Source organism: Curtobacterium sp. Curtsp22, assembly GCF_059492135.1.
In genome coordinates, this window is sequence record NZ_CP168519.1 from 1,538,669 (window position 1) to 1,562,774 (window position 24,106).

Below are 24,106 nucleotides of genomic sequence, written 5' to 3' on the forward strand. Positions count from 1 at the left end.
CGGCCACACCGGCCGGTCTTGTTCTTTGCTGAAGGGAACCACCATGAGCAACGACACCCAGGTCACGTGGCTGACCCAGGAAGCGCACGACCGTCTCTCGGCCGAGCTCGCGCAGCTCTCCGGCGAAGGCCGCAAGGAGATCGCGGACCGCATCGAGGCGGCGCGTGAAGAGGGCGACCTCAAGGAGAACGGCGGCTACCACGCCGCCAAGGACGAGCAGGGCAAGATCGAGGCCCGCATCCGTCAGCTCACCGAGCTCCTCAAGCACGCCACCGTCGGCGAAGCGGACTTCGACGGCACCGTCGAACCGGGCACGGTTGTGACCGCGGTCATCGCCGGTGACGAGTCGACCTTCCTGGTCGGTAACCGCGAGATCGTCGGCGAGGGCTCGGACCTCACCGTCTACAGTCCGGTCAGCCCGGTCGGCGCGGCCATCGTCGGCCTGCGCGCCGGCGAGAAGACCACGTACACCGCACCCAACGGCAAGGAGATCGCCGTCGAGGTGACGAAGGTCGAGCGCTACGAGCCGTAAACGCGAGCCGTTGACGGACAGGAGGCGCGGTGCCGGCTGGCACCGCGCCTCCTGTCCGTCTCCGGCTCGGTTCAGCGCCCGTCTCAGTGCTCGAGCAGCTCCGGCTGGAAGCCCACCTCGTGCAGGCGGTGGATGACCTCCTGCGCGTGCTCGGGACCACGTGCCTCGATCGACAGGTCGAGCGCGACCTCGTTGATGACGAGCCCCTGGCCGTGCCGGGTGTGGAGCACCTCGACGACGTTCGCGCCGGCGTCCGAGATGACCTGCGAGACGCGGGCGAGCTGACCGGGGCGGTCCGGCAGCATGATGCGGATGCCGATGTAGCGCGACGCCGCGACGAGGCCTCGGGTGATCACGCGCTCCATCATGAGTGGGTCGATGTTGCCGCCGCTGAGCAGGACGACGGTGCGACCGGTGTCGCGGACAGCACCCGACATGATCGCGGCGACACCGACGGCCCCGGCGGGCTCGACGACGAGCTTGGCGCGTTCGAGCAGCACCAGGAGCGACCGGGCGACGTCGTCGTCGGACACGGTGACGATGTCGTCGACGAGGTCGCGGATGATCGGGAAGTTCATGTCGCCGGGTCGCGCCACGGCGATGCCGTCCGCGATCGTCGGCTTTGTGCTGACGGTGACGGGTTCGCCGGCCTCGAGCGAGCTCGGGTAGGCGGCGGCGTTCTCGGCCTGCACCCCGATGACCCGGATGGTGCGTCCGAGGCGCTCGGCGATGCCCTTGACGGCGAGGGCGATGCCGGCGATGACGCCGCCGCCGCCGATCGGCACGATGACCGTGTCGGCGTCGGGCACCTGGTCGAGGATCTCGAGCCCGAGCGTGCCCTGGCCGGCGATGACCGCGGGGTGGTCGAACGGCGGGATGAAGACCGCTCCGGTCCGTGTCGCGAAGTCCTTGGCCGCGCTCAGTGCCTCTTCCACCGAGTGCCCGCGCAGGACGACCTCGGCGCCGTAGTGCCGCGTGGCCTGGAGCTTCGGCAGGGCGACGCCGACCGGTGTGAAGATCGTCGCGGGGATGCCGAGCTCGCGCGCGGCGAGGGCGACCCCCTGCGCGTGGTTGCCGGCGCTGGCGGCGACGACGCCCGCAGCCCGCTGCTCCGGGGTGAGGGTCGACAGGCGGTTGTACGCACCGCGGACCTTGTACGCACCGGTGCGCTGCAGGTTCTCGCACTTGAGGTGCACCGGCGACCCGAGGACCTCGGCGAGGAACTGCGAGGTCTCCATCGGGGTGACACGGGCAACCCCGGCGATCGTCACACGTGCCTTCTCGATGTCGTCGAGCGTGGGGATCAGCGGCGTGGTGGTGTCGGTCACGGGTCCATCATCGTCGCTCGCGGCACTCCTGACGAACCCGTGACGTCAGTTGGTGCTGGCAGTGCCCTCAGCCGCCGTCGGCTCCGGCTTGCTGCCGGGTGCGGGCACCGGGTCGCCGATCTTGTGGCGGCGGCCCCGCCGGAGCTGGAGCTGCCCGTGCTGGCCGCGCTTCGGGGTGGCCTCGAGCACGTGCTCCGAGTCGAGACCGCGCCAACGGCCGCTCGCGATCGTCATCACCATGGTGTTCACGGTGGCGATCAGCGGCACCGCGAAGAAGGCACCGGCGATGCCCGCGAGCCCGGAGGCCGCCGTGACGCCGAGGACCACCGCGAGCGGGTGGACCTTCACCGCGTTGCCCATGACGAGCGGCTGGAGGATGTGTCCCTCGATCTGCTGCACGAGCAGCACGACCGCGAGGACGAGGACGGCCGCGAGCGGGCCGTTGAAGATGAGCGCGACGAAGACGGCCAGGAACCCGGTCACGATCGCACCGACGACGGGGATGAAGGCACCGAGGAAGACGAACGCCGCGATCGGGATCACCAGCGGCATGCCGCCGAAGAACAGCCCGACGATGAAGGCGCCGAGCCCGATGCCGACGGCGTCCACGAACGCGACGAAGATCTGGACGCGGATGAAGCTGGTCAGCGTGATCCACCCGGCGACACCGGCGCCGTCGACGGTCGCACGGGCCTTCTTCGGGAAGAGCCGCACGGCCCACCGCCACACGTTCTTGCCGTCGATGAGCAGGAAGATCGTGGTGAACAGGATGATGAAGAGGGCCTCGAACACGTGCGTGGCACCGGAGCCGGCGCTCGCGACCCCGGAGAGGATCGAGGCGCTGTTGTCCTGCAGCCACTTCGTGCCGTCGTCGAGCCAGCCGTTGACGTCGCTCTGCGTGATGCCGAGTCCGGAGTTCAGGACGAGGTCCTTGATGTTCGCGTACTGGTCGACCGTGCGGTCACGGAGCGAGGGGTAGGACGCGATGATCTGGTCGACGACGAGCCACACCAGCGCGCCGATCGCCGCGAGTCCGCCGAGCAGGCTGATGACGACCGCGAGCCACTTCGGCACGTGGTGGCGCTGCATCCAGTTCGAGATCGGCACGAGCAGCGCCGAGACGACGATGCCGACGAGGAACGGGATGAGGATCTGGCTGAAGATCGTCATCAGCCAGATGAAGACCGCGATCACCCCGATGACGACCAGGATCCGCCACGACCACGCGCCGGCGATCCGCATGCCGGTCGGGACGGACTCCTCGACCACGGGGTCCGGATGCGTCGGTTGCTGCGTTCTGCCCCATGCCATGACCGCGAGTGTACCGATGTGCGGCCCGACAGGTACCAGATACGGCATACGTCACCGGACCCGGGGTGTCGGCGGCGATCGGTAGCCTTCGGACATGGTCAGGACCACGCTCTCCGCTGCCGAGGCCCGCCGCGTCGCACTGGCTGCCCAGGGCTTCGGCCAGCCACCTGCCGACGCCGTGTCGACCCGGGCGCTGAACGCGGGGTTCGCGCGCCTCGGCCTGCTGCAGATCGACTCCGTGAACGTCTTCGAACGCAGCCACTACCTGCCCCTCTTCGCCCGGCTCGGCGCCTACGACCGGTCCACGCTCGACCGTCTGACGATGTCGAAGCGCGGTCCCTACGCCGAGTACTGGGCGCACGAGGCCGCCTTCGTCGACCGCACCGACCTCCCCCTCTTCCGGTGGCGGATGGACGCGCTGCGCGAGCGAGACTCGTGGCCGAACCGGGTCGACGGGGTCCGGCGGACCGAGGGGGTCCGGCGCGAGCTCCGGGCGCTGCTCGCGGCCGAGGGGCCGATGCCGGCGAGCGCGGTCGAGCACGAGTCGAACGTCCGCCGCGGGCCGTGGTGGGGCTGGAGCGACGTGAAGCTCGGGCTCGAGCAGATGTTCCGCTGGGGCGACGTCGTGAGCGCCGGACGGTCCGGCTTCGAGCGGGTCTACGCGCTCCCCGAGCAGGTCCTGCCTGCCGGCACGCTCGACCACGCGCCGTCACGCCCGGCGGCCGTCCTCGAACTGGTCCGTCGAGCCACCCGGGCGCTCGGCGTCGGCACCCGCGCGGACATCGCCGACTACTACCGGCTCCGTTCCGACGACACCGCCGCGGCGATCGCCGAACTCGTCGCCGCCGGGGAGCTCGTGCCGGTGCGGGTCGACTCCTGGGGCGAGCGCGCCTGGATGCACGCCGACGCCCGGGTCCCGCGGCACGTGACGGCCGACGCCGTGCTCAGTCCGTTCGACCCGGTCGTGTGGTTCCGGCGGCGGGCCGAGCGGATGTACGGGTTCCACTACCGGATCGAGATCTACACGCCGGCACCGAAGCGGGTCTTCGGCTACTACGTCCTGCCCGTCCTGCAGGACGACCGGCTCGTCGGGCGGGTCGACCTCAAGAGCGACCGGCAGCGCGGGGTCCTGCGCGTGCGGACGGCGTGGGAAGAACCGGGCGAGCGGCTCGATGCCGGGCGGCTCGCCGAGACCCTCCGACGGACGGCAGCGTGGCAGGGGCTCGACGGGGTCGAGGTCACCGATCGCGGAACCGCCGCGGCTGCTGTCGCAGGGGCGCTCGGCGTGCGGCTGGTGCCGCACGTCGCGGCCGACGACGCGGACGCGAGCGTGACGCTGGAACCGGCCGTCTGACGGGCCGGTGGTACGGGGCGAGGCCGACCCGCGCCTCCTGGGCCGCCCCGGTCGCCGGCACCCGCCGTCGGGTCAGAACCGGTCGAGACTCCCGCGCAACCGCGCGATCCGGTCCGGCAGCGGCGGGTGCGTGGAGAACAGCCGGTCCATCAGGCCGGGCCGCATCGGGTCGGCGATCCAGAGGTGCGCCATCGACGAGTTCTGCGTCTGCATCGGCCGGCCGTACGCGCCGAGCTTCTCGAGCGCACGGGCGAGCCCCTCGGGGTGGCGGGCGGTCATCGCGCCGGTCGCGTCCGCCAGGTACTCCCGCTGCCGTGACACCGCGGCCTGCACGCCCGCCGCGGCGATCGGTGCCACGATGACCGCCACGAGTCCGGCGATGAGCAGGATCGGGTTGTTGCCACCGTTGTCGTTGTTCCGGTTCCGACCGCCGGCGAGCCCGCTGAAGATCGAGATGCGGAGGAGCACGTCGGCGATGAGACCGACCGCGACCACGAGCCCGAACACCATCGTGGAGACGCGGATGTCGTAGTTCCGGACGTGCCCGAGCTCGTGGGCCATGACGCCCTGGAGCTCCTGGTCGTCCATGATCGCCAGCAACCCGGTCGTCGCGGCGACGATCGCGTGGTCGGGGTCACGGCCGGTGGCGAAGGCGTTCGGCGACGGGTCCTCGATCACGAAGACGCGCGGCATCGGCATCCCGGTGGCGATCGCGAGGTTCTCGACCGTGCGCCAGAGTCGTGGCTCGGTGTTCCGGTCGATCTCGATGCCGCCCGCGATCGCCGTGGCCTGGCGACCCGCGGCGAAGTACTGCACGAGCGCGTACCCGAGGGCGACCACGAGGACGATCACGCCGATCGACACGTTGCCGGCGAGGTAACCGCCGAGGAACCCGAGCGCCCCGATGATCAGCAGGAAGACCAGGACGATGAGGACCGTGTTGCGCTTGTTGCGCGCGATCGCGCTGTACACGTCGCAGCCGTCGCCGGGCGGGTCAGAACTGGACGCGCGGCGGTTCAGCGATCGCCGCGGGCTCGGCGGTCTCGAAGAACGACGCCTCGGTGAAGCCACGGCTCTTCGCGAACGACGAGTTCGGGAAGACCCGGATCTTGGTGTTCAGCTCGCGGACGCCCCCGTTGTAGAAGCGACGGGCGGACTGGATCTTGTCCTCGGTGTCGACGAGTTCGGACTGCAGCTGCAGGAAGTTCTGGCTGGACTGCAGCTGCGGGTACCCCTCGGCCACCGCGAACACGCTCTTCAGCGCCTTCTGCATGTGCCCCTCTGCCGTGGAGGCGCTCGAGGCGTCCCCGGCGCTGAGCGTCTCGGCACGGGCCTTCGTCACGGCCTCGAACACGGACTTCTCGTGCGTGGCGTAGCCCTTCACCGTCTCGACGATCGTCGGGATGAGGTCGGCGCGGCGCTTGAGCTGCACGGAGATGTCACTCCACGCCTCGTCGACGCGGACCTTCAGCGTGACGAGCGAGTTGTACGTGACCCACAGGTAGATCCCCACGACGACGAGGAGGACCACCACCACTCCGACGACGATCAGCGTCGTGATGAGTCCGGTGTCCATGAGGGCGTACTCCTTTGCGCGTCGGGATCGCGGTGTGACGGGGCCGTCGGGCCGGCGTCACGGCCGAGGACGATTGTATCGACCAGCGGGGTGCCCTCTCGTCCACGGCCCCGGTTCACGGGCGATTCCCGAGTCGCACACACCGCGCGCTCGGGCTGCTCGGCGTGTCGCTCGGTCCACGGACATCATCCGATCGACGTATTGACCCGAGCGGCTCGATCACGTGGGATGGACTCGGATGAAAGCGCGCGGGGAGAACGTGGACGACCGGGCTGTCGGGGGCGACGGCCCCGTTCGCCGAACCCGGATCACGCTGGCCGTCGCCGCGGGGGCCGCCCTGGTCGTGGGCCTGCTCGCCCTCGCCGTGGCCCCGGCCACCGCCGTGACGTCCGCAGCCGGGACGTCCGCAGCCGTGACGTCCACCGGTGCTGCCGTTGGGGCGGACCCCGATCCGGGCACGACACCCACCCCCACGCCAGCGCCCCAGGACCACCTGACCCCGGCACCCCCGACCACGTCGCCGAGCCGGCCTCCGGTGCGCCCGTCGATCGACGACCCCGGCGACATCACCAGCGGGACCGTGCGCTTCAGCGGCAGGGGCACCCCCGGGCACGCCCTGCGGGTCACCGGTCCGGCGACGACCGGGTCGACCGGGTGCACCGCGACCGTCCACGACGACGGTGCCTGGGCCTGCCTCGCGACCGTCCGGAGCGGACCGCAGCAGGTCTTCACCGTGGCGGACCAGAGCTTCCCCGGGCTCGGCTCGGCGCGCACCCCGGCGTCCGACGTCATCGTCCCGCCGGTCGTCACCACCGCACGGCCCACGAACGGTCCGGTGACCGGCACCGGACACGCCGGGTCGACCGTCACGCTCTCGGTGTCCGGGTCGTCGACGGACCGGACCGCCACGGTCGGTGCCGACGGCCGGTGGACGGTGTCCCTCCGCGGCGGCACCCCGGGCGGCGACGCACGGCTCTCCGTCACCGCCACGCAGACCGCGAGCACGGCCGACGGATACCGGTCCGACCTGCGGAGCGCCGCGTCGACCCCGGTGACCGTGACGCTCGACCGGACCGCACCGACGGCACCGCGCATCACCGCGCCCGGGTCCGGCGACCGCGTGCGCATCCAGCCCCTCACCGTCAGCGGGACGGGCGAGGCGGGCGCAGTGCTCACCGTGTACGTCGACCGTGCGCCCGTGTGCCGGACCGAGGTGCCCGCCTCCGGCCGGTGGTCCTGCACCACGGCCGGCTCGACGCTGGGCACTGGCACCCGGGCGGTGACGGCGACGCAGCACGACGCCGCCGGCAACTTCTCGCCGACCTCGACGGCCGTCCGGGTCGTCGTCTCCCGTGCGTCCGCGGCACCGGGCACGCCGGGTGACGGGTCGACCGGCAGCGGCTCGCCGTCGGGGACCCCTGGTCCCGGGACCGGCAGCACCGGCACGTCGACGGGCCCGAACGGCCACGGCACCGCGACCGGCGGATCCACCGGTCCCGGCAGCGGTCCGGGCTCCGGTCCGGGTTCGGGTTCCGGTTCCGGTTCCGGTTCCGGTTCCGATGGAGGCTCCGGCGGCAGCACCGGCGCCGGCAGCGGCAGCGGATCCGGCGCCGGCACCACCACGGGCGGGCACGGCCGCGGGCTGGACTGGTCCGGCCCCGCCGGCGACTGGACCGCCTCCACCGCGTACGACACCACCGTGCCGACCATCCAGGCAGCGTTCTCGTGGCGCACCGTCCTCGTCGCCACGGCCGTCGCCGCCGGCTTCCTCGTGCTCATCGCGGGTCCGCTCGCACTCGTCGCCGGCGTCGCCCGGGGCCGGATCCGTTCGCCGTTCGCCGGGCTCCTCGGTCGCAACCGCCCCCGTGACGAGCGACGCCGCGGCGAGGACGTGCTCCCGACCTGGGCCTCGATCACCGTCGCGGTGCTGGTCGTCGGGCTGTGCACGCTCCTCGGCGTCGGCATCTCCCTCGAGGCCCGCTACGTCCGCCTGGCGATCGCGGTCCTGCTCGGCGTGGCCGTCCTGACGACGACGATCGTCCTCGCCACCCGCTGGGCAGCCGGCACCGATCGCAGCACCATCGGGTTCCGGGTCTCCCCCTGGCTGGTGCTCGCCGCCCTCGTGGCGTGCGGCGTCACCCGGACCTTCGACCTCTCACCCGCCGTGATCGTCGGTGCCGTCCTCGTGCCGATCGGCCGACCGGACCTCGACACCCGGGCGCTCCGGCTCGGCTCCTCGATCGCTGCCGGCGCCCGCAGCGCCACCTGGCGGTCGATCGCGCTGCTCGTCGTGGCGGCGGCCGGCTGGGTCCTGCACTCCGTCACGCCGGGGACCGGCTTCTGGGTGTCGTTCGTGTCCGAGTTCGCGATCACCCTGTGCGTCGGCGGCCTCGGCGCCGTCGTCGTGACGCTGCTGCCGGTGGCCGGGTCCGCCGGGCAGTCCCTGCTCGCGCGGTCCCGTGGTCGGTACGCCGCCATCGCCGCGGTCGCCGTCGCGTTGGCCGCCGCCGTGTACTCCGGGTCCGCCGGGACGCACGTCTCCCCCGTCGCACTGGTGGTCGTCGCCGCCGTCTGCACCGCCGGAGCCGTCGCCGTCTGGTGCTGGCAGCGGGCGGCCCGGGTCGACCAGCGCGCCTGAACGTGGCACCGTCAGGGCTCGGATCGGGCTGCCGCCGAGGCTCGCATCACGGATACGCTGACGAGCGGTGCGCGCGACATCACGAACGGAGCGCGCCGTACCACGGACGGTGCGTGCAGCACCACGACCGCTGCTGGGAGCGACGATGACCGAGACCCGATCCGACTACGACCCGACCCGCTTCCGCGACGTCTTCGAGCACAGCTACACGTACGCCAACGGCTTCGCCCGGAACACCCACCGCTTCGCCGGCCGCCCGGCGCTCCGCGATCCCGACACCGACCGCTCGTGGACGTACGCCGAGCTCGGCGCCGACGTCGACCGCGTCGCCGGGTGGCTCGTGCGCCACGGGGTCGGCCGCGGCTCCGTGGTCATGGTCGAGCTGTTCAACTCCCCCGAGTTCGCGATCCTGTACCTGGCGGCCCACCGCATCGGCGCGGTGTTCTCCCCCACCAACTTCCGGCTCGCGTCGGACGAGGTCGCGTTCATCATCGAGGACTCCGCCCCCGTGGTCCTCGTCCACGACGCTGCCCGCTCGACCGACATCACGGCCGCGCTCGCCAGCTCCGACCACACGCCCGAGCACGTCGTCGTGGTCGGCGACGGAACCCGACCCGGCGACGTCGACTTCGCCGCGCTCCTCACCAGCGACCCCGTCACCGCCGACGAGCTCGCCGCGTCCGAGCCCCGCAGCACCTACGACGAGACGACGCGCCTGTACACGAGCGGCACGACCGGACGGCCGAAGCCCGTGCCGCTGCCGAGCCTCGTCGAGGTCCTCAGCGCCCACGACGTGATCATGCACTTCCCGCTGAGCCCGTTCGACAAGACCCTCAACATGTCGCCGCTCTTCCACCGCGGCGGTCTGTACTCCGGCGGCCCGAACCCGGTGTTCTACGTCGGCGCCGAACTCACCACGCTCCGGCACTTCGACGCCGACCGTGTGCTCGACCTGGTCGAGTCCGAGCAGCTGACGTTCCTCATCGGCGCCCCGCCGAACCTCGTGCAGCTCGCGAACGCCCAGGAGCAGCGGCCCCGCGACCTGTCCTCGCTCAACGGCATCGTGACGATGGGCGCACCGCTGGACCGGGCCGCGGCGCTCCGGTACCAGGAGCTCCTGTCGCCCCGCATCTTCAACGGCTACGGCACGACCGAGACCTTCTGGAACACCTTCCTCCGCCCCGAGGACTTCCCCGACGGTGCCGGCTCGACCGGCCGGGCCTCGACCGACGACGACGTCGCCGTGGTCCGCGTCTACGAGGACCGCCTCGCCGACCCGAGCGACACCGTGCCGAAGGACGGTTCGGAGATCGGCGAGTTCGCGGTCCGCACCGTGAAGTCCGGCTACTCGTACCGCAACCCCGGGCTCGAGGCCGAGAAGTTCGCGAACGGCTGGTTCTACCCGGGCGACCTCGCCACGTGGGACGAGCACGAGCGCGTGACGATCGTCGGGCGCAAGGACGACATGATCATCTCCGGCGGCGAGAACGTCCACCCCGTGCAGGTCGAGGCCGCACTACAGGAGCACCCGGGCGTCGCCGACGCGATCGTGGTCGGGGTCCCCGACGAGCGCTGGGGCGAGGTCGTGACGGCGTACGTCGTCCGTGCGCCCGGGCGGCTGCCGGAGGACGACGTCGAAGCCGCCGCCGCCCTCGAGGAGTGGACCGCGTCGCACCCCGGCCTCGCCCGCTACAAGCGGCCGCGGCTCTACCGGTTCGTCACCGAGCTGCCGTACAACGCCACGGGCAAGAAGGTGCACTACCTCGCGAAGGCGACGGCTGTGGACGACCAGGCTGCGGGGCGCCTGCTCGCGCCGTGACGGCCTGGAGGCGCGGTGCGGGCCGGCACCGCGCCTCCAGTCCCGCAGTGGGTCGCGTCCACGGCGACTGCCGCGCTCTCCGCGCTGCGCGCGTCTACTGGGTCGCGTCGGCCCCGCGGTGCGGTGCGTTCCGTGCGAACAGCCCCGGCAGCAGGCCGCCGATCTTCGTGCCGATGCAGAGACTGACGAACGTCGCGAGCGGGTTCGCCAGCGCCTCCGGGTCGAACGTGGCGACCGCGACGAGCCCGACCGTCCCCGGCACGAGCAGCAGGAACGCCGGGAAGAACGAGACCGTCGCCGGGATCGCCGGCACCAGCCGCTCCAGCAGCCGCGTCGCGACGAACAGCAGCGCGGCGGTCGCACCGGTCGCGACGACGCTCCCCCACAGCGGCGTCGTCCCGCTCACCAGTGCGTAGGCCGTGACCATGACCGCGACGGACACGAGCGTGAGCCGCCACCCCGACCGGAAGACCAGGCCGAGGCCGACGGCCAGTCCGACCACCGCGACCCACGACACCCAGTAGGACGGGACGGCCTCCCACCCGCCGCGGTCCGTGCCGACGCCGGCGACCTCGCCGACGAGTGCCGCCGAGGACGGGTCGACGTGCAGCCCGGTCAGCGCGCTCCCCGACGCGATGCCCGCCGCCATGAACCCGAGCATGATGAGCCCCTGCACGAGCCGCGAGGACCCGGTCACGATGTCGGCCGCCGTGAGCTCGAGCAGGGCGTTGGTGATGAGGGCTCCCGGCACGAACACGGCCACGGGGGCGCACACGGCGAAGAGCGGGACGTGGTCGAACCCGGTGCCGGCGGCGACGAGCCCGACGATCGTCGTGGACACGAAGGCCGCGAGGAACGGGATGATCGCCACGGCCTCGCGGAAGCGGCGCAGCAGGAGGCCGATCACGCCGACGAGGGCTCCGACGGCCAGTGCCACGAGGATCGCCCACCACGGGCAGCGGAACACCACCGCGAGTCCGGCCGAGGTCAGGGCGTTGCCGAGGATCCACGGCAGTGCCGGCGGTGGGACGGTCCCGGCGCGGATCGCACGAACGCGTGCGGGGATCTCGGCGAGGGCGATCGAGCCGCTCTCGAGGCCGAGCACGAGCCGGTTCGCCCGGGCGGCCTGGCGGCTCGAGAGCTCGACGCCCTCGGCGTTGACGATGGTGGCGGCGCCGGTGGCGACCTCGCTCACCATGACGAGGGCGGGGAGGACCCCGACGGCGAGCGTCGGCCCGACCCCGGCGGCGTCGCGGGCCTTCTCGAGCGCCGAACGGACGTCGGTGACCGAGCTGCCGGCGTCGAGGAGGAGGGCGCCCAGCGTGCCGAGCAGCATGCCGGTGGGGACGGTCTCGCCGTCGACCACCTCGACGTGGGCCTCGGGTCGGCCGAGGGCGTTCCGCAGGTTCGCGAGCGCGCTTCCGAATCCGACCACGAGACTCGATCGTAGTGCCGGGTCGTCCTGTCGTACCCCCGGTGGGACTCGAACCCACAACTCGGCGATTGTAAGTCGGGTGTCGGTTCCCGCTCGTCGTACCCCCGGTGGGACTCGAACCCACAACTCGGCGATTTTAAGTCGCATGCCTCTACCGATTGGGCCACGGGGGCGGGCCGCAACAGCCTACCGACGAAGACGAGGCGGCCACCCCGTGGGGTGACCGCCTCGCCGGGAGCGTGTCGCTACTTGGCGTCCGCCTCGGCCTTCACCGGCTCGGCGTCGTTCGAGACGTCCTTCGCGGGCTCGCCGTACGCGGGACCGGCCGCACCGGCGGGCTTGCCCTCTTCCGGAGCGGTGGTCGGCTTCGACGCCTCGACCGGTGCCGCGGGGGCCTCGGCTGCGGGCTTCGGACGGGACGCGAACGCCTCGAACGCGGCGCGCGGGGTCTCGCGGTCGTCGAGCGACGCGATGTCGCGGCCGAGGAAGAAGCCACCGACCCAGTCGCCGATGACGCGCCACTTGCGCTCCCACGACGGCATCGCCAGGCCGTGGTAGCCACGGTGGGCGCCCCAGGCCAGGAAGCCCTTCATGGCGAACTTGCCGGACTGGAAGACGCCGATGCCGAGACCGAGGCCGGCGACGGCACCGAGGTTCTCGTGCTTGTAGTCGGTCGTCGCCTCGCCGCGGATCGTCGCGACGAGGTTCTTCGCGAGCTGCTTCGCCTGGCGGACGGCGTGCTGGGCGTTCGGCACGCAGAAGCCGCCGACGCCACCACCGGTGAGGTCCGGCACGGCCGCGACGTCACCACAGGCCCACGCGTCGGCGATCACGCCGTTGTCGTCGACCACGCGCAGGTCGGGCTGCACGCGGATGCGGCCACGCTGCTCGAGCGGGAGGTCGGTGCCCTTGACCATCGGGTTCGCCATGACACCGGCGGTCCAGATGATGAGGTCGGACTCGATCTTCTCGATCGCGCCGTCGTTGGTCTTGAGCTCGCAGACGCCGCCGACCGCCGAGGCCAGCTGCGTCTCGAGGTGCACCGTGGCGCCGCGCTGCGCGAGGTTCTTGAGCACCCAGTGCGACGTCTCGAGCGACACCTCGGGCATGATGCGGCCCATCGCCTCGACGAGGTGGAAGTGCGTGTCGTCGAACGACAGCTCGGGGTAGCTCTTGAGCAGGTCGGAGACGAACGAGCGGAGCTCGGCGAACACCTCGATGCCGGCGAAGCCACCACCGACGACGACGACGGTCAGCAGGCGGTCACGCTCCGGGCCGGCCGGCAGGGTCGCTGCCTTGTGGAAGTTCGTGAGGATCTTGTCGCGGATCGCCGCGGCCTCTTCGATCGTCTTCAGGCCGATCGCCTCGTCGGCGACGCCCGGGATCGGGAAGGTACGCGAGACCGCACCCGCGGTCATGACGATCTGGTCGTAGGACTCCTCCCACGCCTCGCCCTCGGCCGGGGTGATCGTCGCCGTCTTGCTGGCGTGGTCGACCTTCGTGACCTTGGCGGTGACGACGCGCGTCTTCTTGAGGTGACGGCGGTGGGAGACGACGGCGTGACGCGGCTCGATGGAACCGGCGGCGACCTCGGGGAGGAACGGCTGGTACGTCATGTACGGCAGCGGGTCGACCATGACGACCTCGGCTTCGCCCTGACGAAGGTGCTTCTCGAGCTTCCAGGCGGTGTAGAAGCCGGCGTAACCGCCGCCGACGACGAGGATCTTGGGCACGGTGGATGATCTCCTTGGAGTGGGGTGGTTGCCGGGAGGCTGGTCAGAATTCGCCGCCACCCGCCCCGACTCCGGCGTCTGCTCCCTCATCATACGCCCGGCACTCACACCGGGCGGGCGACCAGCTCACGCGCTCGAGCGCGAGGTCGCCGATGGGGTTGACGCCGGGTCCGGCGGCGAGGGCGTGGCCGACGAGGGCGTGCAGGCACTTCACGCGGGTGGGCATGCCACCGGCGGTGATGCCGTCGATCTCGTCGACGTGCTCGATCGACTCGCGATCGGCGAGGTAGGACTCGTGCGCCGCGCGGTACTGCTCGGCGACGGTCGGGTCCTCGAGCAGGGCTGCCAGCTCGGGCATGACCTGGTTGGCCTCGAGGGTGCTGACCGCAGCGGTGGCCGCGGGATGGCACAGGTAGTACAGCGTCGGGAACGGGGTGCCGTTCGACAGCCGGGGCTTCGTGGACACGACGGTGGGGTTGCCACAGACGCAGCGAGCAGCGATCCCGATGACGTCACGCGCCGGTCGGCCGAGCTGCGCCGAGACGACCTGGATGTCGCGTTCGGAGGGCGGGTCGAAGGGAGGGGTCGTCACGGGTACGTGAGCCTACCGGAGTCCCGCGCGTCGTCCTACTTCGTGTCGCCGGTGCCGGAGACGTCCGGTGCGACGAGCTGCTGCGTGGTCTCGTCGGTGAGCCCCGAGGTCAGCACGGACGACAGCATCGCCTGTACCCAGTCGACCTTCGGTGTCTGCACCGTCGAGCTCACGGGCGTGCCGGAATCGGTCGTCGGCGTCGACTCGGCCTTCCGGTTCTCGCTGCCCATCACGAGGTAACTCTCCTCGCCCGGGTACACGTAGAGCAGTCGGTCCCGAGCCTGCGCCTCGATGTACGCGGGGTCGTCCCAGCGCGCGACGTCCTTCTTCTTCTGGGCGACGTCGGCCTTCTGGCTCGCGACCTCGCGCTGCTGCTGGGCGATCTGCTCCTGCTGCTGGATCAGGGTCCGGAGTGACGGCGCGAGCACGACGACGAACAGCACGATGATGGCCAGCATGAGCAGGCTGAACCCGGAGAACCGGATCGAGCGGTACCACGGCTGCTCGGACGAGCCGCCCTCGGGCAGCGCCACGGGGACGCGGCGGACACGGGGCTTCTGGCTGGGCACGGTCCGACGATAACCCGCCGGCGGGCCTGCTGGCGGTCGGCACGCGGCCGTTCGGCGCCCTCTCAGCGGGCGATCCAGGAGGCGCGGCGCACCCCCGGAACGCTGCCAGCGCCCGGCACGCAGTCGCGCAACACGCCGCGGGCGATCCGCTGAGGTCGCATGATCGGTCGTCCGCGTCCGGCTGAGACGGCAGTTCGTGCGACCTCGACGGTCGGCGCGCGGCATGCCGTGCGACCTCGGCGCCCGAACGACGAGACGCCGCCCTCCCGAGGGAGGACGGCGTCTCGTTGAGGGCGCTGGTTACAGGGAAGCCGAGCGCGGGAAGGCCGAGCGGCCCGCGTAGACCGCGGCGTCGCCGAGCTCTTCCTCGATGCGGAGCAGCTGGTTGTACTTCGCGACACGGTCCGAGCGGGCCGGGGCGCCGGTCTTGATCTGACCACCGTCGACCGCGACCGCGATGTCCGCGATCGTGGTGTCCTCGGTCTCGCCGGAGCGGTGCGACAGGATCGCCGTCATGCCGTGGCGCTGCGCGAGGGAGACGGCGTCGAGCGTCTCGGTCAGGGTGCCGATCTGGTTCACCTTGACGAGGATCGAGTTCGCGGCCTTCTCGTCGATGCCCCGCTGCAGGCGCGTCGGGTTCGTGACGAACAGGTCGTCACCGACGATCTGCACCTTGTCGCCGAGCTCGGCGGTCAGGTGCGACCAGCCGGCCCAGTCGTCCTCGGCCAGCGGGTCCTCGATCGTGGCGAGCGGGTAGTCGCGGACGAGCTCGGCGAAGTAGGCCGTGAACTCCTCGCCGGAGAGCTGCTTGCCCTCGAACGCGTACTTGCCGTCGTGGAAGAACTCGGTGGAGGCGACGTCGAGGCCGAGCGCGATGTCCTTGCCCGGCGTGAAGCCGGCCTTCTCGATCGCGGCGAGCAGGAAGTCCAGCGCAGCCCGGTTGGACGCGAGCTCCGGGGCGAAGCCGCCCTCGTCGCCCAGGCCGGTCGCGAGGCCCTGCTTCTTCAGCTCGCCCTTGAGCGCGTGGTACGTCTCGACGCCCCAGCGGAGCGCCTCGGAGAACGACTCGGCGCCGTAGGGCACGAGGAAGAACTCCTGGATGTCGACGTTGGTGTCGGCGTGCGCGCCACCGTTGACGACGTTCATGAGCGGGACGGGCAGCGTGTGCGCGTTCGGGCCGCCGAGGTAGCGGAACAGCGGCAGGTCGGCCGAGTCGGCGGCTGCGCGTGCGACGGCGAGCGAGGCGCCGAGGATCGCGTTCGCACCGAGGCGCGACTTGTTCTCGGTGCCGTCGAGCTCGATGAGCGCGGCGTCGACGAGGCGCTGGTCGGTGGCGTCGAAGCCCTCGAGCGCCGGACCGATCTCGTCGAGGACCGCGTCGACGGCCTTGAGGACGCCCTTGCCGCCGTAGCGGGAAGCGTCGCCGTCACGGAGCTCGTACGCCTCGAACGCACCGGTGGAGGCGCCGGACGGGACGAGTGCGCGCGAGACGACCCCGTCGTCGAGCAGGACCTCGACCTCGACCGTCGGGTTGCCTCGGGAATCGAGGACTTCGCGTGCGCCTACGGCGTCGATCTGGGCCACGGGGTACTCCCTACACGTTCGGTTGTGGTGATTGCGGAGTCGATCCTAGCGAGGCGCGGGTGAACACGAGGCGTGCATGACGGGCGACTGTGGAGAACTCACGCCAGCGGGCGGAACTCCACACCCTCGAGCGACTGCGTGTCGGCACCCACGGAGGCGAACGCGTCGAAGCCCTGCGCGACGAGTCCCGCGAGCAGGTTCTTCATGTTCTTCGTGCGTCGCTCGAGCCGGACACGACGGTGCCCCTCGAGCGCTTCGGCCTTGAGCGCCGCGAGCCGGACCGGGTCGACGTCCTTGTCGTACACGAGCACGACGGCGTCGGACTCGGCGGACTCCGGGAGCGTGACGAGGTCGACGAGCCGCTCGAACCCGAGGGAGAACCCGACCGCGGGCACGTCCTGCCCGAGGAACCGGCCGATCATGCCGTCGTAGCGCCCACCACCGCCGAGGCTGTAGCCGAAGTCGGGGTGCGCGACCTCGAAGATCGTGCCCGTGTAGTAGCCCATGCCACGGACGAGTGTCGGGTCGAAGCGCAGGTCGACGCCCGGGAGCGCCGAACGGAGCCGCTGCAGGTCCTCGAACGCGTCGGCGTCGAGCCACGTGGCTCCCCCGACGGCGTCCCAGTCGGCGGTCTCGAGCGTGCGGATCGTGTCCTCGAGCCCGGGGAGCTCGACGCCGACGGTCTCGCGGAGCTCTGCCGCGACGCCGTCCGGCCCGATCTTGTCGAGCTTGTCGATCGTGATGAGCGCACGGTCGGCGGCGGTCGGGTCGGTGATCCCCCACGATCCGAGGAGCGCGAGGAGGATCCGGCGGTCGTTGATCCGGATCGTGGTGCCCTGGACCCCGAGCGCGTCGAGGGCAGCGGTCGTCGCCCGGATGAGCTCGATCTCGGCGAGCTGCCCGGGCTCACCGAGGATGTCGATGTCGCACTGCACGAACTGCCGGTAGCGCCCCTTCTGCGGGCGTTCGGCACGCCAGACCGGGGCGATCTGCACCGACCGGAACACCGACGGCAACTCGGCCCGGTGCGTGGCGTAGAAGCGCGCGAGGGGCACGGTGAGGTCGAACCGCAGCCCGAGGTCGGCGAGGTCGAGCGGCGCACCGGCGTGCTGCAGGTCCTCGGTGGAGAGCCCGCGCTTCATGACCGCGAACGCGAGCTTCTCGTTGTCGCCGCCGAGGCCCGAGTGCAGGCGGGCGGCGTCCTCGACGACCGGGGTCTCGATCTCGTCGAACCCGTGGCGCGCGTACACGTCGCGGATCACGCCCAGGACGTGCTCGCGCCGGGCCTTGTCTGCCGGGAGGAAGTCACGCATGCCACGGGGAGCCGTCACGGTCGGAGCCATGGATCGATTCTGGCAGATCGACCTCCCCGGCTTGCACACGGTCCGACCGACTGATATTCTTCATCCAGAACCTCGGTTCGACGGGTGCCTGATCCATCCGACGGACCGATCGCGTGGGCAACGTGCTGCAGTGTGCCCCGCGGTTCGAGTGGGCTGCTCCATCGGCACCGCATCCCTGGTGGTGCCGTCGGCCCGCTCGCGGGCGTCCTCCTTTTTTCGGGTTGGGAGGACGCCCGCACTTCCCTCGCCCGCGGCCCCAGCACCGCGCACCCGCACTCGCACCGCGCACCGCGCACCCGCACCGCTCGGGCGCGGCAGGTCGCCTCACTCTCCGACGCGGCCGGCCGACTCCAGCTCCACGACCGCGGCACGCAGACTGGCGATCGGATCGATCCCGGTGCCACGCGCCTCCGCGATCATCGCGAGCACGGCGGTCCCCCACCCGGTGTCCACGACGGCACCACCGGCGCCTTCCACCCGCGCATCCCGACCAGGACCCGTGTCCGGAACCGCACCGGCGTCCGGAACCGCACCCGCGGCCCTCGATCGCGCCCCCGCACCCGCAGTACCAGCGTCCGGGACGCCACCCGCGCCTCCCGACCGCGCCCCCGCGCCCGCCGCCGCGACGACGGAGGCGACGACCGCGTCGGAGTCCCCCCGTTCCTCCAGGCGTTCCAGCAGCTTCACGGCCCGCTCCATCGGCGGCATCGCCCGGGGGACCCCGTCGAAGACGCTCCGCCGCGAGGACTTCTCCGCAGCCTTGGCCGCCCGCCAGACGCGCACGACGTCCTCCTCGGTGTCCGCCCGCTCGTCCCCGAACACGTGCGGGTGCCGGCGCACCATCTTGTCCCGGGCGCCGGCGGCCACGTCCTCGAGGTCGAACGACTCCGCGAGTCCCGCGTGGAGGACCACCTGGTAGAGCACGTCGCCGAGCTCCTCGCGGAGTTCGTCGTCATCCCCGGAGTCGATCGCGTCGACCAGCTCGTACGACTCCTCGACCGCGTACCGCGCCAGCGAGGCATGGGTCTGGGCGCGGTTCCAGACGCACCCTCCGGCGGGGTCGAGCAGGCGGTCGACGACGGTGACGAGGTCCGAGACGGCGGTCATGCGGTCATCGTGCCACGCAGCACACGGTGGACGCCGCGGAAGGGCGGCCGGTATGCTGTACGTGGCGTGTCGGGAAGTCTGGTCGACGATCTCCCACCCGACCCTTCTCCGACGGAGCTCCATGCCGGCAATCGTCCGTTCCCCTCGTTTCAGCGCCATCGCACTCCTCACCGCGGCGGTCCTCGGGCTCGTCGTGGCGAACTCGCCGCTCGGCCCCGGCCTCGAGCACCTCCTGCACGTGCACGCCCCGTGGGGTGCGGTCGGAATCGACCTCTCGGTGTCGCACTGGATCAGCGACGGGCTGCTCGCGGTGTTCTTCCTGCTCGTGGCGATCGAGCTGAAGCACGAGCTCGTCGCCGGTGAGCTGTCGAACCCGAAGACGGCGATCATCCCCGCCATCGCGGCGGTCGGCGGGGTGCTCGTCCCGGCCGGCATCTACCTCGTCGTGACGACGGGGACGCCGTACGGGCACGGGTGGCCGATCCCGACCGCGACGGACATCGCCTTCGCGCTCGGCGTCCTGGCGATGTTCGGTCGCGGGCTGCCCTCGACGCTCCGGGTGTTCCTGCTGGCCTTGGCGGTGCTCGACGACCTCATCGCCATCATCATCATCGCCGTCGTGTTCGCGCACGACACCGACTTCCTCGCGCTGGCCGGCGCCGTCGTCGTGCTCGCGCTCTTCTGGCTGCTCGGCAAGGCCCTGCGCCCGGGGCGTCCCGGCCAGGCCTGGGTCATCGCGGGCATGGTCGTGCTCGGTGTCCTCACGTGGTGGCTCGTGTACCACTCGGGCGTGCACGCGACGATCGCGGGCGTGGCGCTCGGGCTCGTCCTGCCGCGCCGCCCCGGGCACACGCTGCACGAGAACGTCGAGCCGTGGTCGAACGCGATCGTCCTGCCGGTGTTCGCCTTCGCGTCGGCCGCGGTGGTGGTGCCCGCCGTCGGCATCGGGGAACTCTCGCCGACGTTCTGGGCGGTGGTGCTCGCGCTGCCGGTCGGCAAGGTGATCGGCATCACGCTGTTCGGGGCGGTCGCGACCCGGATCTTCCGGGCGCCCGGCCGCTCGACGCTGTCGTTCTGGTCGATCGTCACGGTGGGGGTGCTCGGCGGGATCGGGTTCACGGTCTCGCTGCTCATGAACGAGCTCGCCTTCGCCCGCAACGAGGAGATCCTCGACGAGGGTGTGCTCGCCGTCCTCGTCGGCTCGGGCATCGCGATCGTGGCCTCCGCCGTCGTGGTCAGCCTGCGGGCGCGTCGGTACCGGGCGCGGCGGGAGCTCTCCGAGGCCGAGGCGACCGAGTAGCGGGGTCGCGCGGGGTCCGTGCGCGCCCCGCGGGGTGCTGTCCCGGAACGACATCGTCGCCGTCGTACGACGACCACGATGTCGTCCGTTGCGCGCGCGCACTCTTGCACGCGCGCTCGGGCGACGTTGTCGCTGTCGTACGACATCGACAACGTCGCATCGAGTCCGCACCGAACAGCGCGCACGCCCGCACGCGCCCGCCCGCGCGCGCACCGTCGCCACGCAGGCGCGCGACGCCAGCCCGCCCGACTACGCCGCCGGCGTCTCCGCCGGCGCCTTCGACGCCCCGTACACGGCCGTCAGGATGCTCTCCACCCACTGGATGAGCGCAGCGTCCGGCAGGGTCTCACCGTGCGGCTTCGGCAGCGGGATGCTCGCCGCGTCCTGCTGCGGGAACCACCGGGCTCCCGGGAACATCCGCTTGAGCCGCACCTGCGCCGAGTCGGCGAGCTCCTTGCCCGCGACCCGCAGGTTCGACCCCATCACGACGACGTCGGAGAGCCCGACCTGCTGCGCCATCCGGCGGAGGCGTGACACCTCGACCAGGGTGAGCACGGCCTGCGGCGGCTGGCCGTACCGGTCGGTGAGCTCGTCGAGGACCATGTCGATGCCCTCGGCCTGCGCCGCGGGGGCGGAGGCGGCGGAGAGCTTCTGGTACGCCTCGAGCCGGAGCCGCTCGGACTCGACGTAGTCGTCCGGGATGTGCGCGTCGACGGGGATCTCGAGCCGGAGCTCGGTCTGCCCCTCGGCGACGTCGCCGCGGAACTGCGAGACGGCCTCGCCGATCATGCGCAGGTAGAGGTCGAACCCGACGCCCGCGATGTGGCCGGACTGCTCCCCGCCGAGCAGGTTGCCCGCCCCGCGGAGCTCGAGGTCCTTCATGGCGACCTGCATGCCCGCGCCGAGCTCGTTGTTCGCGGCGATGGTCTCGAGGCGGTCCTGGGCGGTCTCGGACAGGGGCTTCTCGGCGTCGTAGAGGAAGTACGCGTACCCGCGCTCACGCCCTCGGCCGACACGACCGCGCAGCTGGTGCAGCTGCGACAGCCCGTACTTGTCCGCCTTGTCGATGATGAGCGTGTTCGCGTTCGCGATGTCGAGGCCGGTCTCGATGATGGTGGTCGAGACGAGGACGTCGAACCGGCGCTCCCAGAAGTCGACCATCACCTGCTCGAGCGTCGACTCGGACATCTGCCCGTGCGCGACGGCGATGCGGGCGTCCGGGACGATCTCGGCGAGGTGCGCGGCGACGGACTGGATGTCCTTCACGCGGTTGTGCACGTAGAACACCTGCCCCTCGCGCAGGAGCTCGCGGCGGATGGCGGCGGCGACCTGCAGGTCGGACTGCGGCCCGACGAAGGTGAGGATCGGGTGGCGGTCCTCGGGTGGGGTGGCGAGGGTGGACATCTCGCGGATGCCGGTGACGGCCATCTCGAGCGAGCGCGGGATCGGCGTCGCGGACATCGCCAGGACGTCGACGTTCGTCTTGAGCTTCTTGAGCTGGTCCTTGTGCTCGACGCCGAACCGCTGTTCCTCGTCGATGATGACCAGGCCCACGTCCTTGAACTGGATGCCCTGCGACAGGATCCGGTGGGTGCCGATGACGATGTCGACCGTGCCGTCGGCGAGGCCCGCGATCGTCTCCTTCGACTCCTCCTCGGTCTGGAACCGGCTGAGGGCGCGCAGGTGCACGGGGAAGCCGGCGAAGCGCTCCTGGAAGGTCTCCATGTGCTGGCGCACGAGGAGCGTCGTGGGGACGAGCACCGCGACCTGCTTGCCGTCCTGCACGGCCTTGAACGCGGCACGGATCGCGACCTCGGTCTTGCCGTAGCCGACGTCGCCGGAGAGCAGGCGGTCCATCGGGATCGGCCGCTCCATGTCGCGCTTGATCTCGTCGATGGTGGTGAGCTGGTCGGCGGTCTCGGCGAACGGGAACGCCTCTTCCAGCTCGCGCTGCCACGGGGTGTCCGGGCCGAAGGCATGGCCCTTCGACGCCATCCGCGCGGAGTAGAGCTTCACGAGGTCGACGGCGATGTCGCGGACGGCCTTGCGCGCCTTCGACTTCGCCGAGGCCCAGTCCGAGCCGCCCATCTTCGACAGGGTCGGGGACTCGCCGCCGACGTACCGCGAGAGCTGGTCGAGCTGGTCGGTGGGCACGAAGAGCTTGTCGCCCGGGTACCCGCGCTTCGACGGCGCGTACTCGAGCACGAGGTACTCGCGCTGGGTCTTCACCGCGTTGCGGCCGCCGGAGCTCACCTCGCGCGAGACGAGCTCGACGAACTTGCCGATGCCGTGCGTGGCGTGCACGACGACGTCCCCGGGCTTGAGCTGCAGCGGGTCGACGACGTTCTTGCGCCGGCTCGCGAGCTTCTTGACGGTGCGCGCGCCCTGCTGGACGCTGCGGCCGTAGAACTCGGCCTCGCTGAGGACGGCGATGCGCGGATCCGGGGTGGCGAAGCCGTGCTCGACGGTGGCGGTCGTGACGACGGCGACGCCGGGCTCGGGAGGCGCGGTGACGGTTTCGGCACGGGCGGCGACCCCCGCGTCGGCGAGCACCTGCACCGCCCGTTCGACCAGTCCCTGGCCCTGGGCGGTCACCACGACGGCCCACCCGTCGTCGGTGAGCTGCTTCACGTGCGCGATCGCGCCGTCCGCGCTGCCGGCGAAGCTCGGGATCGCCTCGGCCCGGACGCGGATGTAGTCGCCCGCCTCGGCCACGGCTTCGGCGTCGGTGAGCACGCGCTCGGCGTCGCCCTCGTCCAGCCCGGAGTCGAACGGGGAGACCGTCCACCAGGTGCGCTGCCCGCGGCCGTTCTTGAGCTGCTGGACGGTGAGGAAGTTGCCGGCGTCGAGGTCGATCGGCGCCTGCGCACCGGCGACCGCGGCGCTCCACGCGGCCTGCAGGAACTCGGTGTTCGTCTCGGCGAGGCTGTGCGCGCGGCCGCTCACCCGCTCGGGCGAGAACACCGCGATGACGGAGTCGTCCGGCAGGTAGTCCGTGACCGGCACGAGGTCCTGCACGAGCGCGGGGGCGAGGGACTCCATGCCCTCGACCGGGATCCCCTCGGCGATCTTCGCGAGCATCTGGGAGAGGTTCGGGAACTCGTGCAGCATCTCGCGCGCCCGCTGCCGGACGTCGTCGCTCAGCAGGAGTTCGCGCGAGGCCGTGAGCTCGACGGAGCCGAGGTCGTCGTCAGTCGTGCGCTGGTCGGCAACGGAGAAGGCCTTGATCGCCTCGATCTCGTCGCCGAAGAAGTCGACGCGGACCGGGTGGTCGGCCGTCGGCGGGAAGACGTCGAGGATGCCGCCGCGCACGGCGAATTCACCGCGGCGGGTGACGAGGTCGACCCGGGCGTACGCCATGTCCACGAGCTGCCCGGCGATGGTGCCGAGGTCGTTGCCGCGGGACTCGGTGCGGAGGGCGATCGGCGCGAGGGAGGTGAGGTTGCCCGCGATCGGCTGCAGCGCCGCCCGGACGCTCGCCACCACCACGGTCGTGCGGCGCTCGGCCACGGGGGCGTCCTGCCGCGCGGCGAGCTTCCGGAGGGTCGCGATGCGCGTGCCGACGGTCTGCGCGCTCGGGCTGAGCCGTTCGTGCGGCAGGGTCTCCCACGCGGGGAACTCGAGGACCTCGGCATCGGGGAGGTAGCTGCCGACCGATGCGCGGACGGCCTCGGCCTCGCGCCCGGTGGCCGTGATCACGAAGACGCACTGTGGCCCGGTGCGTTCGGCCAGCAGGGCGCCGAGCAGTGGCACGCGCAGACCGTCGACGACCGAGAAGTCGGCGTCACGGGGTGCGGCGCGGAGGACGCGATCGAACGCGGAGGCGCGCGAGAGCGCAGGGATGATGCCCGAGATCGTCACTCAGGAGATGGTACCGGCCACCAC

Annotated in this window: 17 protein-coding genes and 1 tRNA gene; 5 read left to right on the forward strand and 13 right to left on the reverse strand. The window is 71.6% G+C overall.

All coding sequences use genetic code 11. The annotated features are described in order from the left end of the window. Nucleotides 1–43: 43 nt before the first annotated feature. Complete coding sequence (gene greA, locus ACEN8D_RS07265) at nt 44–532, forward strand: transcription elongation factor GreA (protein WP_305740419.1); 489 nt, start codon at nt 44–46, stop codon at nt 530–532. An 83-nt stretch (nt 533–615) separates the two neighbouring features. Here the strand turns inward: greA and ilvA are convergent, their stop codons facing one another. Then, nucleotides 616–1,860, reverse strand: coding sequence for a threonine ammonia-lyase (gene ilvA / locus ACEN8D_RS07270; RefSeq protein ID WP_413399380.1), 1,245 nt, complete (start codon nt 1,858–1,860; stop codon nt 616–618). A 45-nt stretch (nt 1,861–1,905) separates the two neighbouring features. Then, nucleotides 1,906–3,171 carry an AI-2E family transporter gene (locus tag ACEN8D_RS07275; protein WP_309778855.1) on the reverse strand — a complete coding sequence of 422 codons (1,266 nt, stop codon included), beginning with the start codon at nt 3,169–3,171 and terminating at the stop codon, nt 1,906–1,908. A 94-nt stretch (nt 3,172–3,265) separates the two neighbouring features. Here ACEN8D_RS07275 and ACEN8D_RS07280 point away from each other — a divergent pair, with 94 nt between their 5' ends. Then, complete coding sequence (locus tag ACEN8D_RS07280; protein ID WP_309778854.1) at nt 3,266–4,525, forward strand: winged helix-turn-helix domain-containing protein; 1,260 nt, start codon at nt 3,266–3,268, stop codon at nt 4,523–4,525. Between the two features lie 72 nt (nt 4,526–4,597). Here ACEN8D_RS07280 and ACEN8D_RS07285 read toward each other — a convergent pair whose 3' ends face one another. After that, complete coding sequence (locus ACEN8D_RS07285; protein ID WP_413399381.1) at nt 4,598–5,497, reverse strand: M48 family metalloprotease; 900 nt, start codon at nt 5,495–5,497, stop codon at nt 4,598–4,600. 22 nt (nt 5,498–5,519) lie between these two features. Continuing rightward, a complete protein-coding gene (locus ACEN8D_RS07290) occupies nt 5,520–6,101 on the reverse strand; it encodes a LemA family protein (protein ID WP_070416768.1) in 582 nt (193 codons plus the stop codon). Nucleotides 6,102–6,339: 238 nt separating this feature from the next. On the opposite strand from ACEN8D_RS07290, the gene ACEN8D_RS07295 reads away from it, so the two are divergent. Both ACEN8D_RS07295 and ACEN8D_RS07300 read left to right on the forward strand, forming a co-directional pair. Further along, on the forward strand, nt 6,340–8,739 hold the full coding sequence (locus ACEN8D_RS07295; protein ID WP_495601215.1) for a hypothetical protein: 2,400 nt from the start codon (nt 6,340–6,342) through the stop codon (nt 8,737–8,739). 145 nt (nt 8,740–8,884) lie between these two features. After that, nucleotides 8,885–10,558, forward strand: coding sequence for a class I adenylate-forming enzyme family protein (locus ACEN8D_RS07300; protein ID WP_336698965.1), 1,674 nt, complete (start codon nt 8,885–8,887; stop codon nt 10,556–10,558). A gap of 94 nt (nt 10,559–10,652) precedes the next feature. Here ACEN8D_RS07300 and ACEN8D_RS07305 read toward each other — a convergent pair whose 3' ends face one another. From ACEN8D_RS07305 to ACEN8D_RS07340, 8 genes are all read right to left on the reverse strand, one after another. Continuing rightward, nucleotides 10,653–11,993, reverse strand: a complete 1,341-nt coding sequence (locus tag ACEN8D_RS07305; RefSeq protein ID WP_261645662.1) for a threonine/serine exporter family protein — start codon at nt 11,991–11,993, stop codon at nt 10,653–10,655. Between the two features lie 99 nt (nt 11,994–12,092). Continuing rightward, nucleotides 12,093–12,166: transfer RNA gene (locus tag ACEN8D_RS07310), tRNA-Leu, on the reverse strand. Between the two features lie 72 nt (nt 12,167–12,238). Next, on the reverse strand, nt 12,239–13,726 hold the full coding sequence (locus ACEN8D_RS07315; RefSeq protein ID WP_070416771.1) for an NAD(P)/FAD-dependent oxidoreductase: 1,488 nt from the start codon (nt 13,724–13,726) through the stop codon (nt 12,239–12,241). A 43-nt stretch (nt 13,727–13,769) separates the two neighbouring features. Next, nucleotides 13,770–14,318, reverse strand: coding sequence for a DUF501 domain-containing protein (locus tag ACEN8D_RS07320; RefSeq protein WP_229085142.1), 549 nt, complete (start codon nt 14,316–14,318; stop codon nt 13,770–13,772). A gap of 35 nt (nt 14,319–14,353) precedes the next feature. Beyond that, the gene (locus tag ACEN8D_RS07325) at nt 14,354–14,887 is read right to left on the reverse strand and encodes an FtsB family cell division protein (protein ID WP_070416773.1); all 534 of its coding nucleotides are present in this window, start codon (nt 14,885–14,887) and stop codon (nt 14,354–14,356) included. A gap of 300 nt (nt 14,888–15,187) precedes the next feature. After that, entirely contained in the window at nt 15,188–16,471 is a 1,284-nt protein-coding gene (gene eno / locus ACEN8D_RS07330; protein ID WP_071294716.1) for a phosphopyruvate hydratase, read from the reverse strand. 98 nt (nt 16,472–16,569) lie between these two features. Next, complete coding sequence (gene hisS, locus ACEN8D_RS07335) at nt 16,570–17,814, reverse strand: histidine--tRNA ligase (RefSeq protein WP_229085141.1); 1,245 nt, start codon at nt 17,812–17,814, stop codon at nt 16,570–16,572. A 324-nt stretch (nt 17,815–18,138) separates the two neighbouring features. Continuing rightward, the gene (locus tag ACEN8D_RS07340) at nt 18,139–18,921 is read right to left on the reverse strand and encodes a MazG family protein (protein ID WP_413461429.1); all 783 of its coding nucleotides are present in this window, start codon (nt 18,919–18,921) and stop codon (nt 18,139–18,141) included. A gap of 121 nt (nt 18,922–19,042) precedes the next feature. On the opposite strand from ACEN8D_RS07340, the gene nhaA reads away from it, so the two are divergent. Beyond that, the gene (gene nhaA / locus ACEN8D_RS07345) at nt 19,043–20,221 is read left to right on the forward strand and encodes a Na+/H+ antiporter NhaA (protein WP_413399147.1); all 1,179 of its coding nucleotides are present in this window, start codon (nt 19,043–19,045) and stop codon (nt 20,219–20,221) included. Between the two features lie 249 nt (nt 20,222–20,470). Here the strand turns inward: nhaA and mfd are convergent, their stop codons facing one another. After that, entirely contained in the window at nt 20,471–24,082 is a 3,612-nt protein-coding gene (gene mfd / locus ACEN8D_RS07350) for a transcription-repair coupling factor (protein ID WP_413399146.1), read from the reverse strand. Between the last annotated feature and the right edge of the window lie 24 nt (nt 24,083–24,106).

Bases quoted from the DNA above. Each gene is read 5' to 3' on its own strand.
- ACEN8D_RS07275 (WP_309778855.1), bottom strand. From the start codon at position 3,171: ATGGCATGGGGCAGAACGCAGCAACCGACGCATCCGGACCCCGTGGTC.
- ACEN8D_RS07290 (WP_070416768.1), bottom strand. From the start codon at position 6,101: ATGGACACCGGACTCATCACGACGCTGATCGTCGTCGGAGTGGTGGTG.
- ACEN8D_RS07300 (WP_336698965.1), top strand. From the start codon at position 8,885: ATGACCGAGACCCGATCCGACTACGACCCGACCCGCTTCCGCGACGTC.
- ACEN8D_RS07295 (WP_495601215.1), top strand. From the start codon at position 6,340: ATGAAAGCGCGCGGGGAGAACGTGGACGACCGGGCTGTCGGGGGCGAC.
- ACEN8D_RS07340 (WP_413461429.1), bottom strand. From the start codon at position 18,921: ATGACCGCCGTCTCGGACCTCGTCACCGTCGTCGACCGCCTGCTCGAC.
- ACEN8D_RS07280 (WP_309778854.1), top strand. From the start codon at position 3,266: ATGGTCAGGACCACGCTCTCCGCTGCCGAGGCCCGCCGCGTCGCACTG.
- nhaA (WP_413399147.1), top strand. From the start codon at position 19,043: ATGCCGGCAATCGTCCGTTCCCCTCGTTTCAGCGCCATCGCACTCCTC.
- greA (WP_305740419.1), top strand. From the start codon at position 44: ATGAGCAACGACACCCAGGTCACGTGGCTGACCCAGGAAGCGCACGAC.
- hisS (WP_229085141.1), bottom strand. From the start codon at position 17,814: ATGGCTCCGACCGTGACGGCTCCCCGTGGCATGCGTGACTTCCTCCCG.